General features: G+C 43.8%; 15 protein-coding genes. 8 read left to right on the top strand and 7 right to left on the bottom strand.

The genetic code is table 11. From position 1 onward, the window contains the following. Positions 1-15: 15 nt before the first annotated feature. Positions 16-690 carry a monofunctional biosynthetic peptidoglycan transglycosylase gene (gene mtgA, locus FTU90_RS05435; protein ID WP_180072013.1) on the bottom strand — a complete coding sequence of 225 codons (675 nt, stop codon included), beginning with the start codon at positions 688-690 and terminating at the stop codon, positions 16-18. A gap of 77 nt (positions 691-767) precedes the next feature. Between mtgA and FTU90_RS05430 the strand changes: the two genes are divergently transcribed. Beyond that, a complete protein-coding gene (locus FTU90_RS05430) occupies positions 768-1,586 on the top strand; it encodes a rhomboid family intramembrane serine protease (RefSeq protein WP_180072012.1) in 819 nt (272 codons plus the stop codon). Positions 1,587-1,637: 51 nt separating this feature from the next. Here FTU90_RS05430 and FTU90_RS05425 read toward each other — a convergent pair whose 3' ends face one another. Both FTU90_RS05425 and FTU90_RS05420 read right to left on the bottom strand, forming a co-directional pair. Further along, complete coding sequence (locus tag FTU90_RS05425; RefSeq protein WP_180072011.1) at positions 1,638-4,130, bottom strand: ABC transporter permease; 2,493 nt, start codon at positions 4,128-4,130, stop codon at positions 1,638-1,640. 1 nt (position 4,131) lies between these two features. After that, entirely contained in the window at positions 4,132-4,857 is a 726-nt protein-coding gene (locus tag FTU90_RS05420; protein WP_005096248.1) for an ABC transporter ATP-binding protein, read from the bottom strand. An 11-nt stretch (positions 4,858-4,868) separates the two neighbouring features. Between FTU90_RS05420 and FTU90_RS05415 the strand changes: the two genes are divergently transcribed. Next, entirely contained in the window at positions 4,869-5,498 is a 630-nt protein-coding gene (locus tag FTU90_RS05415) for an arylesterase (RefSeq protein WP_005096245.1), read from the top strand. A 43-nt stretch (positions 5,499-5,541) separates the two neighbouring features. Here the strand turns inward: FTU90_RS05415 and FTU90_RS05410 are convergent, their stop codons facing one another. Next, positions 5,542-6,156: a carbonic anhydrase gene (locus FTU90_RS05410; RefSeq protein ID WP_005096244.1), complete on the bottom strand. Its 615-nt coding sequence runs from the start codon at positions 6,154-6,156 to the stop codon at positions 5,542-5,544. A gap of 309 nt (positions 6,157-6,465) precedes the next feature. Here FTU90_RS05410 and FTU90_RS05405 point away from each other — a divergent pair, with 309 nt between their 5' ends. Both FTU90_RS05405 and FTU90_RS05400 read left to right on the top strand, forming a co-directional pair. Next, a complete protein-coding gene (locus FTU90_RS05405) occupies positions 6,466-7,503 on the top strand; it encodes an alpha/beta fold hydrolase (RefSeq protein ID WP_180072010.1) in 1,038 nt (345 codons plus the stop codon). Between the two features lie 14 nt (positions 7,504-7,517). Next, positions 7,518-8,519: a hypothetical protein gene (locus tag FTU90_RS05400; protein WP_005096242.1), complete on the top strand. Its 1,002-nt coding sequence runs from the start codon at positions 7,518-7,520 to the stop codon at positions 8,517-8,519. A 36-nt stretch (positions 8,520-8,555) separates the two neighbouring features. On the opposite strand, the gene FTU90_RS05395 is transcribed toward FTU90_RS05400, so the two are convergent. Together FTU90_RS05395 and nfuA are read right to left on the bottom strand one after the other, a co-directional pair. After that, positions 8,556-10,655 (bottom strand): TonB-dependent receptor domain-containing protein, encoded by a 2,100-nt coding sequence (locus FTU90_RS05395; protein ID WP_180072009.1) that lies wholly within the window; start codon positions 10,653-10,655, stop codon positions 8,556-8,558. Between the two features lie 191 nt (positions 10,656-10,846). Then, a complete protein-coding gene (gene nfuA, locus FTU90_RS05390; protein WP_005096238.1) occupies positions 10,847-11,485 on the bottom strand; it encodes a Fe-S biogenesis protein NfuA in 639 nt (212 codons plus the stop codon). A 158-nt stretch (positions 11,486-11,643) separates the two neighbouring features. On the opposite strand from nfuA, the gene FTU90_RS05385 reads away from it, so the two are divergent. After that, entirely contained in the window at positions 11,644-12,261 is a 618-nt protein-coding gene (locus FTU90_RS05385; protein WP_005096237.1) for a rhomboid family intramembrane serine protease, read from the top strand. Between the two features lie 219 nt (positions 12,262-12,480). Then, a complete protein-coding gene (locus FTU90_RS05380; RefSeq protein WP_180072008.1) occupies positions 12,481-14,022 on the top strand; it encodes a hypothetical protein in 1,542 nt (513 codons plus the stop codon). A gap of 161 nt (positions 14,023-14,183) precedes the next feature. Here the strand turns inward: FTU90_RS05380 and FTU90_RS05375 are convergent, their stop codons facing one another. Then, on the bottom strand, positions 14,184-15,803 hold the full coding sequence (locus tag FTU90_RS05375) for an inorganic phosphate transporter (RefSeq protein ID WP_005096235.1): 1,620 nt from the start codon (positions 15,801-15,803) through the stop codon (positions 14,184-14,186). Between the two features lie 533 nt (positions 15,804-16,336). Here FTU90_RS05375 and metH point away from each other — a divergent pair. Both metH and FTU90_RS05365 read left to right on the top strand, forming a co-directional pair. Next, complete coding sequence (gene metH / locus FTU90_RS05370; protein WP_180072007.1) at positions 16,337-20,023, top strand: methionine synthase; 3,687 nt, start codon at positions 16,337-16,339, stop codon at positions 20,021-20,023. 823 nt (positions 20,024-20,846) lie between these two features. Continuing rightward, positions 20,847-21,374: transposase (locus FTU90_RS05365; protein WP_180072006.1), on the top strand; the 528-nt coding region annotated here is incomplete at its 3' end.

Below are 21,374 nucleotides of genomic sequence, written 5' to 3'. Positions count from 1 at the left end.
TCTTTAAATAATTATTTAAGGCAATTCTGCATAACGCATATAACGCTGAATCATGCGCTTGCGTGCATTTAAGGCAGAGGAGTTGCGATGATCCTGAAAATATTTTGGATTGGTCAGAATGGCCGCCAGAAAGATCGCTTGATCCTGAGTCAGGCTTTGCGCAGTTTTGCCAAAATAATGTTTGGCTGCGGCTTCTACGCCATAGATATTGTCACCAAATTCAATCGAGTTTAAATAGACTTCCAGAATCCGTTCTTTCAACCACATGCGTTCCATCATCCAGGTCGCGACCGCCTCCTGACCTTTACGCACAAATGAACGCTTGTTGACGAGGAACAGGTTTTTCGCCAATTGCTGGGAGATTGTCGAACCACCGGCCACTACACGGCCCTGATTTCTGTTTTTATTCAGCGCAGTTTGAATCCCGTCCCAGTCAAAACCATGGTGATGAATAAATTTTCCATCTTCTGCAGTGACGATGGCACGTTTCAGATTCAGACTGATTTCGTCATAGGGACGCCACTGATGCTGAATCGCTTTGGAAGGTTCTGTCCAGTAATCAATCCGCATCATCATGGTGGTATTCACCGGATTGGTTCGCCACCAGGCCAGACTGGCAAAGATCCACAATTGAACCAGTAGAATCACACTGACGATGACGAGCATCGTGCGGATCAGAAAGGCTTTCATGTCAGTGCGTTACTCCTGAAAATTTAATTTTTCGTGTTAAGCTTATTCGAAATATACAATCACAGCAAAAAAATAGCATGTCTGAATACTCTCCCCCTGTCGAACATCGCAAACTTGAAATGCATCTCTGGTGGATCACCGCCATTTTAATCGGGATCAATGTTGGATTATTTGGCTGGCAAGCCATTAATGGCATGGATGTTAGCCAGCCGAGTACCCGAGACGCTATTCTCTGGGGTGCAGATTATGCACCTTTAACCTATTTAGCGGAACCCATGCGCTTGTTTAGCAGCATGTTTTTTCATTTTGGCCTGATTCACCTGATGTTGAATATGTGGGCCTTGTATATTTTTGGTAGTGTTGCCGAACAACTGTTTGGCCGGATGTATTTTATTGGCTTATACCTGTGTGCCGGCTTAATGGGCAGTTTGCTCAGTGGCTATATGAACATTCAGGACAGTTATGATCTGATTGCAGGGGGTGTGGCCAACCCAAGTTTATTGCCGGCGGTCAGTGCAGGTGCATCTGGTGCCGTGATGGGACTCGGCGCTTCACTGACGGTATTGGCCCTGTTGCCGATGCTGCCCCAGCAACGTTTTATTCTGGATAAAAAGACCTTGGTGATGGTGATGGGTCTGAACCTGGCCATGGGCTTTATGATCAGCGGAATCAACAATGCAGCACATATTGGCGGCATGTTGATGGGCGCTTTTTTAACCTTGCTGTGGTACGCCGGACAAAAAATGCAGCATAGCCGCATGATCAATCTGATCGCTTTAGTGATCGGTTTCGGCCTCTGTGTGCTGCTTTATCAACATAACTTGGCCTTGATCGAAGCAATTCGCCCACTGTGGCAAGATATTCTCGACCTGATGCGACAACAATTGCAGCTTTAAATCATTGCCACTTTAAATACCAGCGAATTTAAAAAGCCATGGAGATGAATCTTACTGATTCATCTCGCGCAAGCTTTGTAAGGGCGGAATGTCCGACAGATAGCTCAGACGATAACGGCCAATCAGCGCACATAACACAGTCATGAAAATCGGCAGGATAATCCAGATTTCCCAGTGTGGCTGAATCATTAAATCCATACGATAACTGGCGATTGCGCTAATCACTTCGGCAAACAGACAGGAAACCACTCCGGCAAACAGTCCGATAAAACCAATTTCCAGACTCATCATGGTTTTCAGTTTTTGTTTGGAGCTGCCAAATGACCGTAGCAAGGCCACTTCACGTTTGCGTTCATCCATGAGCAGGTTCAGACAAGCCATCAGTACCAGAAAACCGGAGATACTAACCAGCACGGCCAGAATCGTCACGATCTGCACCAGTACATTCACAATACGCTTGATCTCTTCCAGAATCAGGCTGACATCAATAAATACCGTATTGGAAAATTGCTGGATCACAGACACCAGTTTGTCCTTATCTTGTTCCGGCACATAGAAACTGCCCAGATAACTTCCGGCATTGGCATCCATGCTATTCGGGGCAAAAATAAAGAAGAAATTCGGACTAAAACTTTCCCACTCGACCGTTCTTAAATTGATGACCTTCGCTTCCAGCATACCTTCGGGCAGACTGAAACTGAGCTTGTCGCCAATCTTGATACCTAATTCTTCAGCAGTATTGGCTTCGACCGATACCGTGCCGACCTGTTGCAAAGCTGCGTCACCACGAATAATCACATTATCCTGTGGATAGCTGTCGGACTGGGTCAGGTTCAGCTCACGTTTTAAAGTATTATTGCTTTTGACTAATTCTGGAGCAAAAGGCTGATCATTTTTGGCCACCAGACGCCCACGAACGTTCGGATAAAGCGGTGTACTTTTCCAGCCATTCTGCTCAATTTGAGCTTTTAGGTCTGGCATGTCAAACGGCGGCAAACCATACACAAACTGATTTGGTGTACCTTGCGGCAACTGTTGCTGCCAACGCTCTAATAGATCTGTGCGCAATACGGCTAATACTGTAATCAGACTGAGACCCAAGGCCAAAGCGGTAATCTGTAAGGCTGTTTGAGATGGTGTTCGTACATAGGCTGACAGATTCAATTTCTGATTGCGCAGCAGTTTTAAGATCAACCATACCGTCAGATACAACACTGCACATAACACAATAATCGCGCCAATCACCCAGGCAGTCAGGAGCAGATTTTCGGTTAAAATCACGCTAAAAATAATCAGGCTCAGCGTTCCGGTCAGCAGCATCCACAGCATGGATTGCACTGATTTTTCCTGCTGGCGGATTACTCGAATTGGTGGCGTGTTCAACAGTTGCAATAGGCTCGGCATGACAAAGCCCAACAGCACCACTGCACTGGTCAGCATCGCGACTGGTAATGGCCCGAGCAGCATCGCCATAGCAGAGAATTCAATTTCTAAGTTGGGAATCAGTTGCAGCATTAACTGTAATAACCCATAACCCAGACCAATGCCGATCACTGTACCAATCGACATGGCAATTAACAGCACCATCCCGAGTAAAGCCAGATAAGCCGACAGAATCTGCTGCTTGGTGGCACCGATACAACGCATCAAGGCAATATGATCTTGATTCTGCTGCACATAACGCTGTGCAGTTAAGGCAATGGCAATCCCACATAATAGAATGGTCAGAATATTGGCCAGTTGCAGGAAAGTGTCCAGATTGGCAATTGGCTTCATCAAGCGGGTATTGCCTTCACTGGCATTGCGTAACCTGAGACTGCTTTGCTCCTCAAACTCCTGCCCCTGCACTTCTGCTGGCGTTTCAGCCGAGCCGTTTGCTGACTTGACCTGCTGCTTAAATAAAGCTTCATATTCTTGCGTATTGTCTGGAGAACCCGCCATGAGTAAGCGATATTCAATCCGGCTCCCTACCTGAATGGCATTAGTTCGTGCCACATCCGCCTGAGAAATAATCACCGTTGGTGAAAATCCGGAAAATCCAAGCTCCTGATTGGAGTCCTGTTCAATCTTGGCGGTAACTTTAAACGCCGCATCGGCAATATTCAGCTGATCGCCCAGTTTGACTTTGAGCAGGTCCATAGCCCGTGGACTGAGCCAGATTTCACCCGATTGAATCTTCGTTTTTGCAGGTTGCACCTGCAGCTCGCCACGCAAGGGAAAAGCCTGATCAATGGCTTTGACATTGACCATGACAAACTGTTCATCGGTATAGGCCATGGTGCTAAAGAAAGTGACTTCTGACTGCTGTAAATCCAGCTGTTTGGCCTGATCACGCCATTCTTTTGGTAGAGGCTCATTGTCCGAAAGTACCAGATCACCGGCCAGCATTTCTGCGGCCTGCAAGGCCACTGCATTCTGAATCTGTTCATTGCTAAACTTGAGCGCTGTTGTTGCACTAATCGCCAAAGTTAAGGCAATAATTAACAGATAAATTCCGGTACTTTTAAAACTTTGTGTGAGTAGAGGACGAAATAAAGGGGTCATCTCATCCTCCACTCGGATGTTCAATCAGCTGGCCATTCAGCAGTTCAAAATGTCGCTGGCATTGCTGTGCCAGTTTGCGGTCATGCGTCACCAGCACCAAGGTCGTACCCAGTTCCCGATTCAACTGAAACAAAAGCTGTTCAATTTCCTTGGCAGTTTCACCGTCGAGATTGCCTGTGGGTTCATCGGCAAAAATAATTTTCGGTTCACTGACCAGTGCCCGGGCAATCGCGACACGCTGCTGCTCCCCGCCAGACAGGACTTTCGGGGTTTGTTGTGCCTGTCGATCCAGACCAACTTTATGCAGTAGCGCCAAGGCTTTTTGTTCAGCTTCTGCATATTTGAAACTGGGCTGTAAACGCAGTGGCAACATGACATTTTCAAGGGCAGTCAGATGTGGCAAGAGCTGAAAAGACTGAAACACAAACCCGATATTTTTCAGGCGCACCAACGCACGTTGTTCTTCATTCAAGGTAGAAACCGACTCGCCACTGACGATGAGCTGGCCTGAACTGGCCTGATCCAGCGTTGCCAGAATGCCTAGCAATGTGGATTTCCCCGAGCCGGAACGACCGGTAATTGCCACCTGCTCGCCTGCCATAATCTCCAGATCAAGATCCTCAAAAATAGTCAGCTGTTTTTGTGAAAGTTGTATCTTTTGTGTCAATTTCTGGGCAGAAATAATCGCCTGTGGCATGATGTTCGAATCGTTGCTACTTTGAATCATACGTGTCCTATATGAAAGATCTTAATCAGAAAACTCGGGTATTGTCTTACTTGTTTTTGCTCAGTCTGTGCCTGTTACCGCTCGGGGTATCAGCAAAGACGATTATGATTTTAGGTGATAGTTTAAGTGCTGGTTACGGTATTCAGCCACAACAAGGCTGGGTACATTTATTACAAAAACGTTTAGAGCAACAGTATCCGAAACAGCATAAAGTGGTCAATGCAAGTGTCAGTGGAGAAACCACCAGCGGAGCGCTGGCCAGACTGCCGAAACTGTTGCAGACGCATCGTCCAGACCTTGTGGTGATTGAGTTGGGGGGTAATGACGGCTTACGTGGACAGCCGCCGCAAATGATTCAAAAAAATTTAGCCAGCCTGATTCAGCAAAGCCAGAAAGCCAAGGCCAAAGTCGTGGTATTTGGTATGAAGATGCCGCCTAATTATGGACAGGCCTATAGCAAGGCCTTTGAAAATAATTATAAGGTAGTGAGCCAGCAATATAAGGTGAAATTGTTACCGTTCTTTATGCAGGGTGTGGCCGGCAATAAAACCCTGATGCAAAAGGATCTGATTCATCCAAATGCCAAGGCACAAACCATCCTGCTAAATAATGCCTATCCATACATTAAAGGCGCTTTATAAAGCGCCTTTAAGTTATTTTAGACTGTATTTAAATAAATTTTGCCTAAAAATCAAAGAACAATACTTCACCTGTTTCCAGTGAATATTCAGCACCGACCACTTTGAGTTGTCCTTGCCCAATCAGATTTTCTAATACTGCTGAACCATGACGTAGTTGGTTAACCGATGCAAATACGTTAGAACGCACAGCATGCTTGGACAATTTTGCCAAGTCATTTTTCAGTTCAGTTTGCATTAAGGTTTCAACTGAAGGACGTACTCGATTTACAATCGACATCAGGTTTGCCGACGGCGGGCAATCTGGGCACATTAAGGTATCAATGGTGGCCTGGATCGCGCCACAATGACTATGACCTAAGACTACAACAATAGCACAGTCATAGCGTTCCGCCGCAAATTCAACACTCCCGACCTGTGATGGTGCGACAATATTGCCTGCAACACGAATCACAAAAAGATCACCGAGACCCTGATCAAAAACCATTTCAGCTGGGACACGCGAATCTGAACAGCCCAGTACAATTGCAAATGGGTTCTGATCCTCTGCCATTTCTGCGCGCTGTTGGTGGCTCAGTTGTTTTGGATGCGAGGTATCACCGCTGACAAAACGTTGGTTCCCTTGTTTAAGACGTTCTAAAGCTTCTTGAGCTGTGAGCATTCTTTTCTATCACCGATGTTTTAGTTGCAATATTTTACTGCCAGTTTTTTTGAATGTCACTTGCAAAAAATCTTAGCTGCTTAAATTTTTAACATTTATCTAATTTCATTTCAGCAGGGATTTTGTGTGCAGCACATCACATTTCTAGATCATTCAATGCTGTTCAGCAAAAAACTAATGGGTGACAAGCGCCAGGATTGATTTAAAATAGAATGAAGAATAATGTTTTTATTTGACTGAAATAGCAAATTTACAACATGGAAGTATTTGAGCAATTTGCTCGCTGTATATTTTTTGGGGAATGTGCCAATGAAGAAAATAATAAAGTTGCGCTCGAAAATAATCTGCTCGACCTTAGTCGCGTTTACGATGGCATTGCCGAGCTTTGCACATAGTCAATATATGTTTAGCCAGCCGAATGAAAAGCCTGCCAAAATATTACAACAACATCTGCTGCAGGAACGAACACAGGCTGGACTTCAATCCAAGACACTTAAAATCGGTGATGTGACCTGGAGCTACAGTGAAGGTGGTGCAAAGAACAAGCCTTCAATTCTGCTGATTCATGGTCTGGCAGGAACGCGAGATAACTGGAATCGGGTCGCACAGTTTCTGACTCCACATTATCATGTGATTATTCCTGACTTGCCGAGCAACGGCGATACCAAGGTTCCGGAGAATTTCGATGTTTCTGTGCCCAATGTGACTTTTCAGATGCGTTTATTCATTGAAACCTTAAATGTAGACGAGAATTTACATATTGCCGGACATTCCCTGGGGGGATCGATTGCCACGGTCTATGCCTCACAATATCCCTTCGATACGCAAAGCCTGTTTTTAATCAATAGTGCCGGCCTGTATAAAATGGGCAATACGCCCTATACCAAAGACCCGCAAGCCCTAAAAGACCTAATCGTCAGCAAGCCCGGTGATCTGCAAGATGTCTCCAGACAGCTGATGCAGAACCCGCCGGTGATTCCTTATCAGCTCCAGTATGCACAGGAAAAACTGCTGATTTCACGTTCTGAGCAGACCAGTAAATCGATTGATCAGGTCGTGATGCTGAACCGGATTTACACACCGGAAACCTTTGCCCGCCTGACCCGCACAGTTGAAGCACCGACCTTAATTTTATGGGGCAGACAGGACCGGATCATCAATGTCGAAGTGGTTAAAGAACTGCATGCCCTGTTGAAACGTGCCGAAACGCCAGTGATTCTGAACAATGTCGGGCATATACCGATTCTGGAAGCAGAAAAACAGGTGGCACAACATTATTTGCCTTTTCTGGCCAAGACCCAGACCCTAAAAAACCCGCTTGCTGATAAACTCATTCCTTTAAATTAAGTTTCAGAGCCGTTATGCAGAAACACCCGATGATTGAGCAGTTGATCGATGCTCAACTTGATTTTCTCGATCAGGCATTTTCTCAATCTGAAACGATTCAAACTGAGTTTCATGCGTTTTATCTGTGGTTACGTAAACAGAACCTGAAAGATCTATGGAGCTGTGATCTGATTCATCAGCTTTTGCAAAAACAGATTCTGGATACTGCTGCCAGCAGCTTTCTGATTGAGCAGATTGCTGAGCATATCCGTTTTGCACTGGTACATCCGGCCAACGATACGACCAAAATTGCCGATGTGATTCCAGTCCTGACCGTGGATAAAATCGCACAATATGTTGCCAGTAAAAGTGGCCATCGTCAGCGTCTGATTAAGACCGTCGTGAATAATCCGGCATTTTCGGCCATGATCACGCAACTGATCCAGCATTCCATTCAGGATTATCTGGATAATTCTGTCATCGCTAAAAGCGTGCCCGGGGTTTCCCGTTTTATGAAAATGGGCAAGTCGGTACTGGAAAATGTCACCGATACGGATCTGGACAGTACTATTGCGCGTTATCTGCAAAAGAATATTTTAAAACTGAGCCAGATGAGTGAACATGTGCTGAACCAGCACTTTGATGATGAAAAACTTTATCATTTTCAGGCCAATCTCTGGCATAAAATTAAAGATATGCCGGTATCGGTATTGAAAAATTATATTGAGCTTCAGGATTTAAATCAGACAGTCGGTTTAGGACATGAGATCTGGGATCATTTGCGTCAGACGGATTATCTAAAACAGCAAGTTCATGATGGAGTTCATACCTGGTATGTACGCAATCAGGAACATACTTTTGACAGCTTACTGCGTGATCTGAATATTGATGAAGCCTTAATCCAGCATGAGTTACAGCAATTGTTGAGCCCGATCATTCAACAGATGGTTTCACAAGGTCATTTACGTGAACGTACACGCAGATATCTGGAACAGTTTTATTATTCAGAAGATACTTTGAAGATTCTTAAAGTATAAAGTTTAAAAGCCGCTCGAGAGCGGCTTTTAAATTGTTTAGAAATTATAAGTCAGTCCGACAAAGACTTCCTGACGATCCAGATAATAATCATTTGAAGCATTTACTAATTTTTTATCAAATAAATTATTGAGACCACCTCGAACAGTCACTTGATCGTTCACTTCATAATTCGCAGATAAGTTAAATACCGTATGTGGTTTTTGCATCACTACCGTATCTTCAATACTTGCCGTATATTGTTCACCGGTATATTGCGCTGCAAGTTCCAATGAAAGTGGATCAGTGGGAGTCCAGTTGAGTGCACTATAAACGGATAACTCGGGAATCGTTGAAAGATTTCTGCCAGTCACTAAGTTTTTTGATTCAAAATAATAGGTTGCATTGGTCTTCCAGCTTAAATTCTCTAAGAGTGGTAATGCCACACTTGCTTCCAAGCCCCGTACACGCGCTTTTTCAGCATTTTGATATTGTGTCCACCACACCCCATTAATTTCTCCTAAAGCACGATATTCAATTTTATTTTTAAAATCTGTGTGGAAATAAGTTAAACCGAGATCAAAATCATTTTGAGCAAAATTAAATCCAAGTTCATAGTTGGTACTTTCTTCAGGCTGCAGGTCTGCATTACCCGCCATATAACATCCGCCCGATACATAGCCTAAAGGTTTCAAGGATGTACATCCATTCCCCCCTGAACGCGTCGCTGCACCTGCAGTATTCTCTTTGAGTGAAGGAGCTCTAAAGCCCTGAGCAACACCACCTTTAATGGTCAATGCATCATTTGGTTGCACCACCAAATAAGCACGTGGACTATTATGTGTGCCAAATTTATCGTGATGATCAAAACGATTACCAAGGGTCAAATTGACTTGATCATTAAAAACAATTTTATCTTCAACGAACAATGCCCAAGTATCTCCTTCTAGCTCTGAACCATATTCTTTGCCGTCATAACTTGGAATAGCCAGCCCAATATTACGGGTATTAACCAGTTCTTCTGATTTCCATTGACCTCCCACTGTCGCAACATGCTCCACACCTAATTTAAACGGAATATTGAGATTAGCTTCTACAATGCTTTCCTTGGATTTTTGTGTGGTCGGCCCAGTCTCTGTCACCTGACTTTGATCATAATCATTGTAGTAAGCCGTAATTTTTGAATCACCGAAACCCCATTGAGCATCATGTGATAGAGACACTGAACGATGTTCTAACTCAGATGGACCCCATGCTAATAAAGCCTGTTCTTTACCATCCACCACCTGAGGCGTGGTCGAGGCATTATTCTCTTGCAAGCTATAACCCAGCTCTAAAGATAAGCTATGAATATCGTTCGGCGTATAATCAAACTTTAAGTTCGCATTCTGATCACGACTACCCGATTGTCCGGTTGCTTTACTTCCTGCCATTCCGGGAAGATTACGGTCAGAGGTTTGATAGCCTTGATCCGCTTCCTGTTCAGTGATCCCGACTGTGGCACGCATACCTAGTGTATCGGTTAAAGGGCCATATCCCACGAGTCCTGATTGAATGGTTCGCCCTAAATCCGAAGATGTCGTTGGCATGGTATGGTTTAAGGTCAATGAGCCACCCCATTCTGAAGGGATTTTTTTGGTAATGATGTTGATCACTCCACCCATCGCATCAGAGCCATATAAAGAAGACATGGGTCCACGTACAACCTCAATACGTTCAATCATTTCTGGTCTCACCCAGTTTAGATCTTGATGTCCTAGGTTTGCACGATAATTGGTATCTCGAGAAGAGCCCACACGTTTACCATCAATTAAGATCAGCGTGTAATTGTCAGGCATCCCGCGTAATTGTATTTTTGAACCTGCCCCATTTGAACTTAGGCCCCCTGTTACGCCGGGCACGCGTTTCAAGATATCGGCCAGACTTGAAACAGGCTGTTTCTGTATGTCTTCTGCCGTAATGACACTAATTGAAGCTGGCGCAGATTTAACATCAACTGCCTGTCCACTCGCAGTCACCACAATCGTTTGTAATTTGGTCGCATCAGCCTGTACGATTCCCTCTTTTTCTTCAGTAACTTGGTCTTGCGCTTGGACTGAAACAGCCATTGCTGAAACTACAGCAAATGCCAAAGTTGTTTTTAAGAATGGCTTATTCATACCTTGCGCGCCCTAATATTTATGAAGAGATCATGTTTATTCGGTTGCAAAGTGTAACAGCTTTTCTATTGAATGCAATTACTATTGATAATTATTATCATTAACATTCACTAAATTTTAAGCCGGATATAAAAAAACCTCGAAAGTTCGAGGTTTTTTAAAATGCGCTAAATAAACTGTTATAGGACAGCTTATTTCATGTACGCACCTTCAGATTGGCTATGATCCGTTTCATCAACGACATGCATCAATTCAGGAATATGCTGCTTTAGCGTGGTTTCTACCCCTTGTTTCAAGGTGATATCAATCGCTGAACAACCCTGGCAACCACCGCCAAATTTAAGCACCGCTGTTAAGCCATGCTCTGGGTCTTCTTTGACTTCAACCAGTGCACAGTTACCGCCATGCCCTGCCAGACCCGGGTTAATTTCAGACTGCAATACATAGGTAATACGCTCTTCTACCGATGCATCTGGACCCACACGTGGCACTTTAGAGTTCGGTGCACGGAAGGTCAGCTGACCACCAAAACGGTCTTTGTTGTAGTCAATCACGGCATCAAGTAAATACGGAATAGATGGCGAGTCGATAAAAGCAGGGAACTCAGGATATTCCTGCTTATAATCTGTCGGCACAACTTCATCAGGTGCACTATAGGCCATGCAACATTCAGCGCGAGGAGTACCCGGATGTTCTACAAAAACACGCACACCAATACCCGGGGTGTTCTGTTTATCCAGTAAATCCTTTAAATACTCTTGTGCTGTTGGTGTAATCAATAAGTTGGGAATTTCACCAACAACTGGAGTGCTGCTGTTCTCAGTCGACATAACAATAATTTCCTCAAGCTCAGACGGCTATTTTAACTGAAGATCGGGGGGAATTTTTAAAAATCAACTAAAATTGTCGGATTTATTATAAAAGTACAACTTTAGTGCAATTTTAATGGCATGATAATTGGCAAATAGGCACCCTTAGAATCATTTATATGCTTGATTTACCTTTTAATCATACCGTGACCATTATTCTGATCACCTGTATTGTGTCATTTATTGCTTTCTCCAAAGAGACGGTGATGAATCGCCTGATTTTCTGGCCACCGGCACTGCAACGTGGACAATATGACCGCTTTATTAGCCATGGTTTTATTCACGCCGATGGAACTCACCTGCTATTCAATATGATTACCCTGTTCTTTTTTGGCAGTGTGATCGAGAGCTTTTATCGTCAGTATTTATATGATCTGGGTTTTATTCTGTTCTATCTGGGCGGTCTGATTGCAGCTATTATTCCAAGTTATCTGACCCATAAAAATAATCCGCGTTGGGCCAGCCTTGGTGCATCAGGTGCAGTCTCTGCGGTGCTGTTTGCCTATATTCTGTTTGAACCGTGGAAGCTGATTTTTGTGTTCTTTATACCAGTTCCTGCGATTATTTTTGCCGTGCTCTATGTGGCTTATAGCATCTGGTCAGGCAAAAAAGGCAATAGCAACATTAATCATAGCGCGCATTTGTGGGGAGCAGCCTACGGCGTGATCATGACCATTATTCTGGAGCCACGCCTGATTCCGCATTTCCTGAACAAACTGATGCAGGTTCCGTTTTAATCAGGGCTATTGAAGGCTAGAGAAATAAGGCTACATATAAGATAAGTCTGATATTTCCGCTAAAAACAAATAAGAGAGCCATGGCTCTCTTATTTATTTGAAACATCTCGTAATATATTAAAAAGTCATGATGTCACTTATTGCCAATCTTGGAGTGAATTTTGCAGCGATAATGTATACATCTGTATATTAATTACTGTCATTTACGAGATATTTTGCATGTCCACTACACCAGACGGTCTTCAATTTCCGCTTCAGTCCAATCAACAAAAACCAAGTAGCTCAAAAACAGGACGCGCGATCATCGCAGCAGCTTTGGCCAATGTGAATCAGCACAGTGCTGCACAGGCACAATCAGAAAAAAACTGGCGCAAACAATATACCGTGCATTTTAAGCAACTGGTCGAGCAAGGGCTAAGCTCGCCTGAAGCCAGCCTGAAAATTGCTGAAGATGGTCTGGCACAGGCGCATCAGACCTTTGAATTTTACCGTGATGGCCAGAAGCATTTACTGAAAGATGCCCTTACCTTGCCCGCCGATCAACTACATAGCTTTAAATTGACGGGAAGCAGTCAGGCTGCACCAGAATGGTATGTGCCCTACCACGGCCAGAAGCTGCAAGGCTATGCCTTATTGGAGCAGATTGAACGTTGGGAAAACCAAGGTATTATGGAAAGCAGCCATGCCAATGCCCTGCGTGAATGTGTGGCGCGCCCAGAATGGTTTGATTTGTCAGATCGAACCATGGTGCTGTTTGGTGCTGCATCTGAAGCTGGCCCTTTGACCTGGCTGGCAAAATGGAAAGCCAATATTGTGGCGATTGACCTGCCCAGTACTCGGGTCTGGGGCAAGATTGTCGATACCATCAGCCAAGGCAATGCCACGCTGTATGCACCCTGTACTGAAGCACTTGCAGAAGATACGCCTGACGATGTTCTAAAAGAAAAACTCGGTGCCAATCTTTTGACTCAGATTCCCGAGATTGCTAAATGGCTATTACAGTTTGAGCCGGATCTGGATCTGGCCGCAATTGCCTATCTGGATGGCGAGAAGCATGTCCGTGTTTCGATGGCGATGGATGCCATCATGAAATATGTCAGCGAACAAAAAGCCAATACCAGCCTGATGTATATGTGCACCCCGACCGATGTCTATGCCGTTCCAAGTAAAGTGGTTGAAGCATCAAAAGTGAAATATGCGGAGCGCTCCAAAGCACAGACACTCTTTTCCAAAGGTGTATCGACTGTAAGCCGCAAACACTTTTTTCAGAAAAATGCGCATGAGCTGATTCAATCTGGTGACCAGTCTTATGGGATTTGTGACTGTCTGGTGGTAGAACAAGGTCCAAACTATGCACTGGCCAAACGCATTCAACAATGGCGTGCTACTTTAGCTCGCGCTCAGGGTCAACGTGTCAGCATCAATATCGCTCCATCTACAACCACGTATTCAGTCACCAAGAATCCGCTATTAAAAGCCGCGTTCAACGGTGCCAGTCTGTTTGATGTCGAAGCTTTTGCACCTGAAACCACAAATGCACTGATGGCAGCCCTGTGGATTCATGATCTGCGTAATGCTACCTCTGTGGCCAATCCTGAAGTGAAGCTGAATCATCCACTGGAATTGATGATGCAGGGTGCGAATCATGGTGGTTTGTGGCGAGTGGCTTATCTGGCGCGAACTGCATTACCTTTTGCTGCCCTGTATGGTTTTGCGACAGAGAAGTTACCCAAGGGATTATTGAGTAAGCTTAAGAAGTAATTGATTTCCTTGACTCTACCCTTCTCCTAGAGTCAATATTATTTTTATTCAAAATTCTCCCCCTCTCCCCAACCCTCTCCAACCCTCTCCAAGGGAGAGGATTTTAAAAAACTTCATAAAAAAACGCTGCCGAAGCAGCGTTTTTTACTTATCTAATAATATTAGAAAACTTTAAGTAACAACCAGTACAAAGTACCTGATAAACAAATTGTGGCGGGTAAAGTGAAAACCCAGGCAGACAGAATGGTTTTCACCATCTGGAAGTTCAGACCTGACTTATTCGCCACCATGGTACCTGCAACCGCAGAGTTCAATACATGAGTGGTCGATACCGGCATCCCGAAACCATCCGCAGCCGCAATGGTCGACATCGCCACCAGTTCAGCAGACATACCCTGACCATAGGTCATATGCTGCTTACCAATACGCTCACCGACTGTCACCACAATACGCTTCCAGCCAACCATAGTACCCAGACCCAGCGCCAGAGCAACGGCCACTTTCACCCAGGTCGGGATGTATTGCAAGAATGAATCCAGACTGTCACGGTATTGATCTACCGTTTTGTCCTGTTCAGCCGTCATTGCAGGTAAAGCTTCTGCTTTGTCCAAACGCTTGAAAGCTGTGGTACTTAAGTACATGTCATTCCGGAATTCTGAAACCTGTGCTTCAGGCACTTCCCTAATGCTGCTATAGCTACCGACTTTTTCACCTAAATGATCTGTGAGGCTCGCCAATGCAGGCACCACTTCAGGGGTGATTTCTTTGGTTTGGATATAAGTCGTGATGATCTGACGCGCTTTTTCATCTTCAATATCCGCATGGTCTGGATAAATCGCATTGGCCGTTTGCGCAGACAATTGCCCAAAAGTCTGGATATGCTGTTGATCTAGGTTTTTGTTGAGTGAGTACGCCATTGGTACACAGCCAATCAAAATCAACATGATCAGCCCCATGCCTTTTTGACCATCATTTGAACCGTGCGCAAAGCTGACACCGGTACAGGTAAAGATCAAAATGGCACGAATTAAAGGGGGTGGCGGTTTATTACCTTCAGGTGGCTGGAACAGCTCCACCTGTTTCTTGAAGATTTTTTTCACCAGCAAGAACAGCACAGCGGCAAATGCAAAACCGATTAAAGGCGAAAATAACAGCGCCTTACCGACTTTCATCACCTGCTCCATGTCTATACCCGATGCACCGCTACTCGCGTGCAGAATGTAGTTCATGATACCCACACCCAGAATCGAACCGATCAGGGTATGTGAGCTGGATGCAGGAATACCAAGAAACCATGTTCCCAGGTTCCAGACAATCGCAGCGATCAGCATGGCAAACACCATGGCAAAACCTGCTCCGGAGCCGACATTCATGATCAGCTCAACAGGTAACAGTGCAATAATACCGTAAGCCACCGCACCACTGGCCACCATAACCCCAAGGAAGTTACAGAAACCGGCCCACATTACAGCGACAGGCGCAGAAAGTGCATTGGTATAAATGACCGTGGCAACCGCATTGGCAGTATCGTGGAAGCCATTGACGAATTCAAAGCCCAGCGCAATAAACAATGCCGTCGCCAGGAGAATAATTGAATACAAACCCAGTGCAGGAACATGCGCTAAATCGGCAGACAATTGAAAACCGATATAAATAAGAGTAGAGATAATGACAGTTAGAAAAACTGGCATAAAGAATTTTGGTGTCGGCACGTGAACATTGGTCGACTTGTGCGAAGCCGACTCGTGTGCTGAATCTATGGGAGTTTGATTAGGATTCATGCAAGCAGGAATAGAGGATTCAAGAATTCCCCTATTGTTCAGTTAAATTGTGACAATTATATGACAAACTGCTGTCATATGAAGCAATAATTTAGATTTTCTTACTGCTGTTCGTCCTGTTTAATCCCGAGTAAAACACTGCTGTTTGATTCAATAAATCATCAACTTAAGATAAAATTCCAGCTTTTCAGAACTCAGAAACGTGTCCTGTTTTTGCGCTTAAAGCTTTGAAACTCCCTCTACGCTTAAGATGACCATAATTTCTATGTACAGAGCATAGTCAATAAATATGACAATTTCATGAATAAAAGCATCAGCTTAATTTTTCAAATATATTTTTGCCAGTTTTAGCCAGATCCCATTTTAAAGCTGAATACTGCATAGACCGGATAACAAAAACCTGTCTTGTTCTAACTGACTTATCAAATTTTCATATCATGCATATCCATCATTCTGAGAAAGGAGGCGCAGAATTCAAGCATTAATTCTGCTAATATGGACGATGTTTTTTGATTTCTACTGAGAAAGTTTGAATGTCGACACTTGCCACCTTAAAAGAACTTCTTGCCAAGAAAATTTTAATTATCGATGGTGCGATGGGTACCATGATCCAGCGCCATAAACTGGAAGAAGCCGATTACCGTGGCGAGCGTTTTGCTGATTGGGCTTATGATCTGAAAGGCAATAACGACCTGCTCGTTTTGACACAACCACAAATCATTCAAGGTATTCATGAAGCTTACTTGGAAGCTGGCGCCGACATTATTGAAACCAATACCTTTAACGGTACGCGGGTTTCGATGTCTGACTATCATATGCAAGATCTGGTTCCCGAGATTAACCGTGAAGCCGCGCGTCTGGCCAAAGAAGCCTGTGCCAAATATTCAACCCCAGAAAAACCACGTTTTGTGGCAGGTGTGATTGGTCCGACATCACGTACCACGTCTATTTCTCCAAACGTCAACGATCCAGCCTTCCGCAACATCACTTTTGATGCCTTAAAAGTGGATTATATTGAATCAACCAAAGCGCTGATTGAAGGTGGTGTCGACATCATCCTGATTGAAACCGTATTCGATACTTTAAATGCCAAAGCTGCGATCTTTGCGGTGAAAGAAGTCTTTAAAGAACTGGGCTATGAACTGCCAATCATGATTTCAGGCACCATTACCGATGCATCTGGCCGTACCTTAACCGGTCAAACCGCAGAAGCGTTCTGGAACTCGATGCGTCATGCAGAACCGATCTCGATTGGTTTTAACTGTGCGCTTGGTGCAGATGCGATGCGTCCACACGTCAAAACCGTGTCGGATGTAGCGGATACTTTTGTTTCAGCACATCCTAACGCTGGCTTGCCAAATGCCTTCGGTGGATATGATGAAACACCGGAAGAAACTGCAGCTTTCATTAAAGAATTTGCGGAAAGCGGTCTGATCAATATTACCGGTGGTTGCTGTGGTACCACACCGGATCACATCCGCGCAATTGCACAAGCAGTGGAAGGCATTAGCCCGCGTCAAATTCCTGAGATTGCGCCAGCTTGTCGTTTAAGCGGTTTAGAACCATTTAACATCACCCCAGATTCACTGTTCGTGAACGTCGGCGAGCGTACCAACGTCACCGGTTCGAAAAAATTCCTGCGTCTGATTCGTGAAGAAAACTTCGCCGAAGCACTCGATGTTGCCCGTCAGCAGGTTGAAGCCGGTGCGCAAATTATCGATATCAACATGGATGAAGGCATGCTGGATTCACAAGGCGCCATGGTGCACTTCCTGAATCTGATTGCGTCTGAGCCGGATATTTCACGTGTGCCGATCATGCTCGATTCTTCTAAATGGGAGATTATCGAAGCAGGTTTGAAATGCGTGCAAGGTAAAGCCGTGGTGAACTCGATTTCCTTAAAAGAAGGTTATGACGAGTTTGTCGAACGTGCCCGCCTGTGCCGTCAGTACGGTGCCGCAGTGATTGTGATGGCATTTGATGAAGATGGTCAGGCCGATACAGCCGCTCGCAAAAAAGAGATCTGTAAGCGCTCTTATGATGTGCTGGTCAATGAAGTGGGCTTCCCTGCTGAAGATATTATCTTTGACCCGAACGTATTTGCGATTGCGACAGGGATTGTAGAACATAATAACTATGCGGTTGATTTCATTGAAGCGACTGGCTGGATTAAAGAAAATCTACCCCATGCCATGATTTCAGGTGGTGTCTCTAACGTCTCGTTCTCATTCCGTGGTAATGAGCCAGTACGTGAAGCGATTCACTCAGTGTTCTTGTACCATGCCATTCAAAAAGGCATGACCATGGGGATTGTGAATGCCGGTCAAATGGCGATTTATGATGACATTGATAAAGAATTAAAAGCTGCCGTTGAAGATGTGGTTCAAAACCAGAATCAAGGCGAAAGTGGTCAGGATGCAACAGAACGGCTGCTGGCTGTCGCTGAAAAATATCGTGGTCAAAGTGGTACGCAAAAAGCCGAAGAAAACCTGGAATGGCGTAATGAATCTGTTGAAAAACGTCTTGAATATGCACTGGTCAAAGGCATCACGACGTATATTGACCAAGACACTGAAGAAGCCCGTTTAAAATCAACCCGTCCACTGGATGTGATTGAAGGCCCATTGATGGCAGGTATGAACGTGGTTGGCGACCTGTTTGGTGCCGGTAAAATGTTCTTGCCGCAGGTGGTAAAATCTGCGCGTGTGATGAAGCAGGCAGTGGCTTGGCTGAATCCGTTTATTGAAGCTGAGAAAACCCAAGCTGAAGCCAAAGGTAAAATCCTGCTCGCGACGGTAAAAGGTGACGTACACGACATCGGTAAGAACATTGTCGGCGTGGTGTTGGGCTGTAACGGTTATGACATCGTGGATCTGGGCGTGATGGTGCCGTGCGAGAAAATCCTGCAAACCGCAATTGATGAAAAAGTCGATATTATCGGTTTGTCTGGTTTGATTACACCGTCTCTGGACGAAATGGTCTTTGTTGCCAAAGAAATGCAGCGTAAAGGCTTTAATATTCCATTGATGATTGGTGGTGCAACCACCTCTAAAGCCCACACCGCTGTAAAGATTTCACCGCAATATCAAAATGATGGTGTGTACTACACAGCTGATGCTTCACGTGCCGTGGGTGTGGCAACACAATTGCTTTCTGCCGAGATGAAACCAAAACTGGCAACGGACTATGCGGCGGATTATGAAAAAATCCGTACACGTTTAGCCAATAAACAGCCGAAAGCCGCCAAATTGTCTTATGCAAAATCAATTGAAAATGGCTTTAAAATTGATTTTGGTGCACACACTCCAGTAAAACCAAACTTCATTGGTTCGGAAACTTTCACCAATTATCCACTTGAAACCTTGGTGGAATATTTTGACTGGACACCGTTCTTTATTTCTTGGAGTCTGGCGGGTAAATTCCCGAAAATCCTGGAAGATGACGTAGTGGGCGAAGCAGCACGTGACTTGTTTGAACAAGCACAAATTATGCTGAAAGATATCATCGAGAATAAACGTTTCGATGCGCGTGCCACCTTCAGCATTTATCCTGCCAACCGTGTGGCAAGCGACACTGTTGCTGTGGCAGATGAAAATGGCAATGTGACCCATACTTTTGAACATCTACGTCAGCAGTCGGATAAAGTGACAGGCAAAGCCAACTATTCTTTGGCGGACTTTATTGCACAGAAAGATGTGGCTCAGGATTATTTGGGTGGTTTTACAGTTTCAATCTTTGGTGCGGAAGAGCTGTCGCAAGAATACAAAGCCAAAGGCGATGATTATTCTGCAATTATGGCGCAGGCTTTAGGTGACCGTTTTGCGGAAGCATTTGCTGAACATTTGCACCAGCGTATCCGTAAAGAATTCTGGGGCTACCAAGCAGATGAACAATTGTCGAATGAAGATTTGATTAAAGAGAAGTATGTCGGTATTCGTCCTGCACCGGGCTACCCTGCGTGTCCTGAACATTCTGAAAAAGCGCCACTCTTTGACTGGTTAGGTACAACTGACAAGATTGGAACTTACTTAACCTCTAGTTTTGCAATGTGGCCACCTTCATCAGTCAGCGGTTTCTATTATGCAAATCCTGAAACTGAATACTTTAACGTGGGTAAAATCTCTGGCGACCAGTTGGAAGATTATGCGAAGCGTAAAGGTTGGACGCTGGATGAAGCGAAACGTTGGTTAGCGCCGAATTTGGATGATTCAGTGGTTTAATCCCCCTCGATCCCCCTTTGATAAAGGGGGAAGATTCCATTCGTATCGAATATAAAAAACCCCTCAAGTGAGGGGATTTTTTTGTTATTAATCTCCCTAAATCCCTCTTTAAAAAAGAGGGACTTTCACGTATCAAATTCATTACGTGACAGCTCCTCCCATTTTTAAAGGGATGTTGGGAGGGATTAAAAAATCACGTAAATTAAACTATACTAAACCATTAAAACTAAAACAATTTTCTAAATCATGGATCAATTTAGTACCAGAGAATTAGCCTCAATTACATGGGGAACCATACTTATAATGGCTTTAATATTCTACTCTGTAAAAAATGTTCAGCTCAGATATTCTCTTATCACTGTTATCAAAGCATTTTTTCAAATTAAAATTATTACTGCTATTTTATTAATTACTACCTATGTCTTGCTAAGTGTATTTATCTTATACCAAATACAAATCTGGGATATTAGTCAACTTAAAAATACATTTTTTTGGTATATAATATTTGCAATAGGCACTATGTTTAGTTTAAATACTATCAAAGAAAATTCACATAACTTCTTTATTCAAACTATACGATCCTCAATAAATTTAAGCATCCTCCTTCAATTTATCATTAACTTCCATACATTTAATTTCTTCTTAGAATTAATATTGATTATTCCATTTGTCACTCTTGTAACTATTTTGAGTGCTGTTGCTAATGAAAGTATAGAACAGCAGAAAGTTAAAAAACTTTGTGAGTTCTTACTAGCTTTGATATTTCTTAGGACTTACGCATTGACGGATTCAAAAAAGTATTAAAATACTTTATAAAGTATCTGTGATCAGACGAATTAAACATGCTTCTACAGCAACTTGTACATTACCCATTTATATGGGCTTTCTCATGACAGAACCGAACTCTATTAGCTGCACACAACTTGCCGAGACTTATAATATCTCGCATGATAGTGTAAATCGCTTTCTAGAGCGTGAAGACTACACACCTCACGACCTATATCAAGAATCAATTCAACATATTGATAATAATAGACTTATAGTCAGTATTGATGATACTGTTTTAGATAAACCATATAGTCAACATATGGACTTGGTTAGCTATTTTTGGTCAGGCAAACACCACCGATCCGTCAAGGGTATTAATCTCATTACCTTGTATGCGACAGATCAAAATGGTCAAAATATTCCAATTAATTTCCGAATTTATGACAAATCTGAAAGTAAAACCAAGAATGATTACTTTATGGATATGTTAAGTGAAGTACTCAGTTGGGGTGCAAAGATTCAATTTATTACAGGTGATAGTTGGTATTCATCGACTGGAAATCTAAAAACCATAAGAAAATAT

Origin of the sequence: Acinetobacter sp. YH12200 (assembly GCF_013418175.1) — a bacterium.
GTDB lineage: Bacteria > Pseudomonadota > Gammaproteobacteria > Pseudomonadales > Moraxellaceae > Acinetobacter > Acinetobacter pseudolwoffii.
The sequence above is the reverse complement of the archived record's forward strand: the minus strand, read 5'-3'. Positions and strand labels throughout refer to the sequence as shown.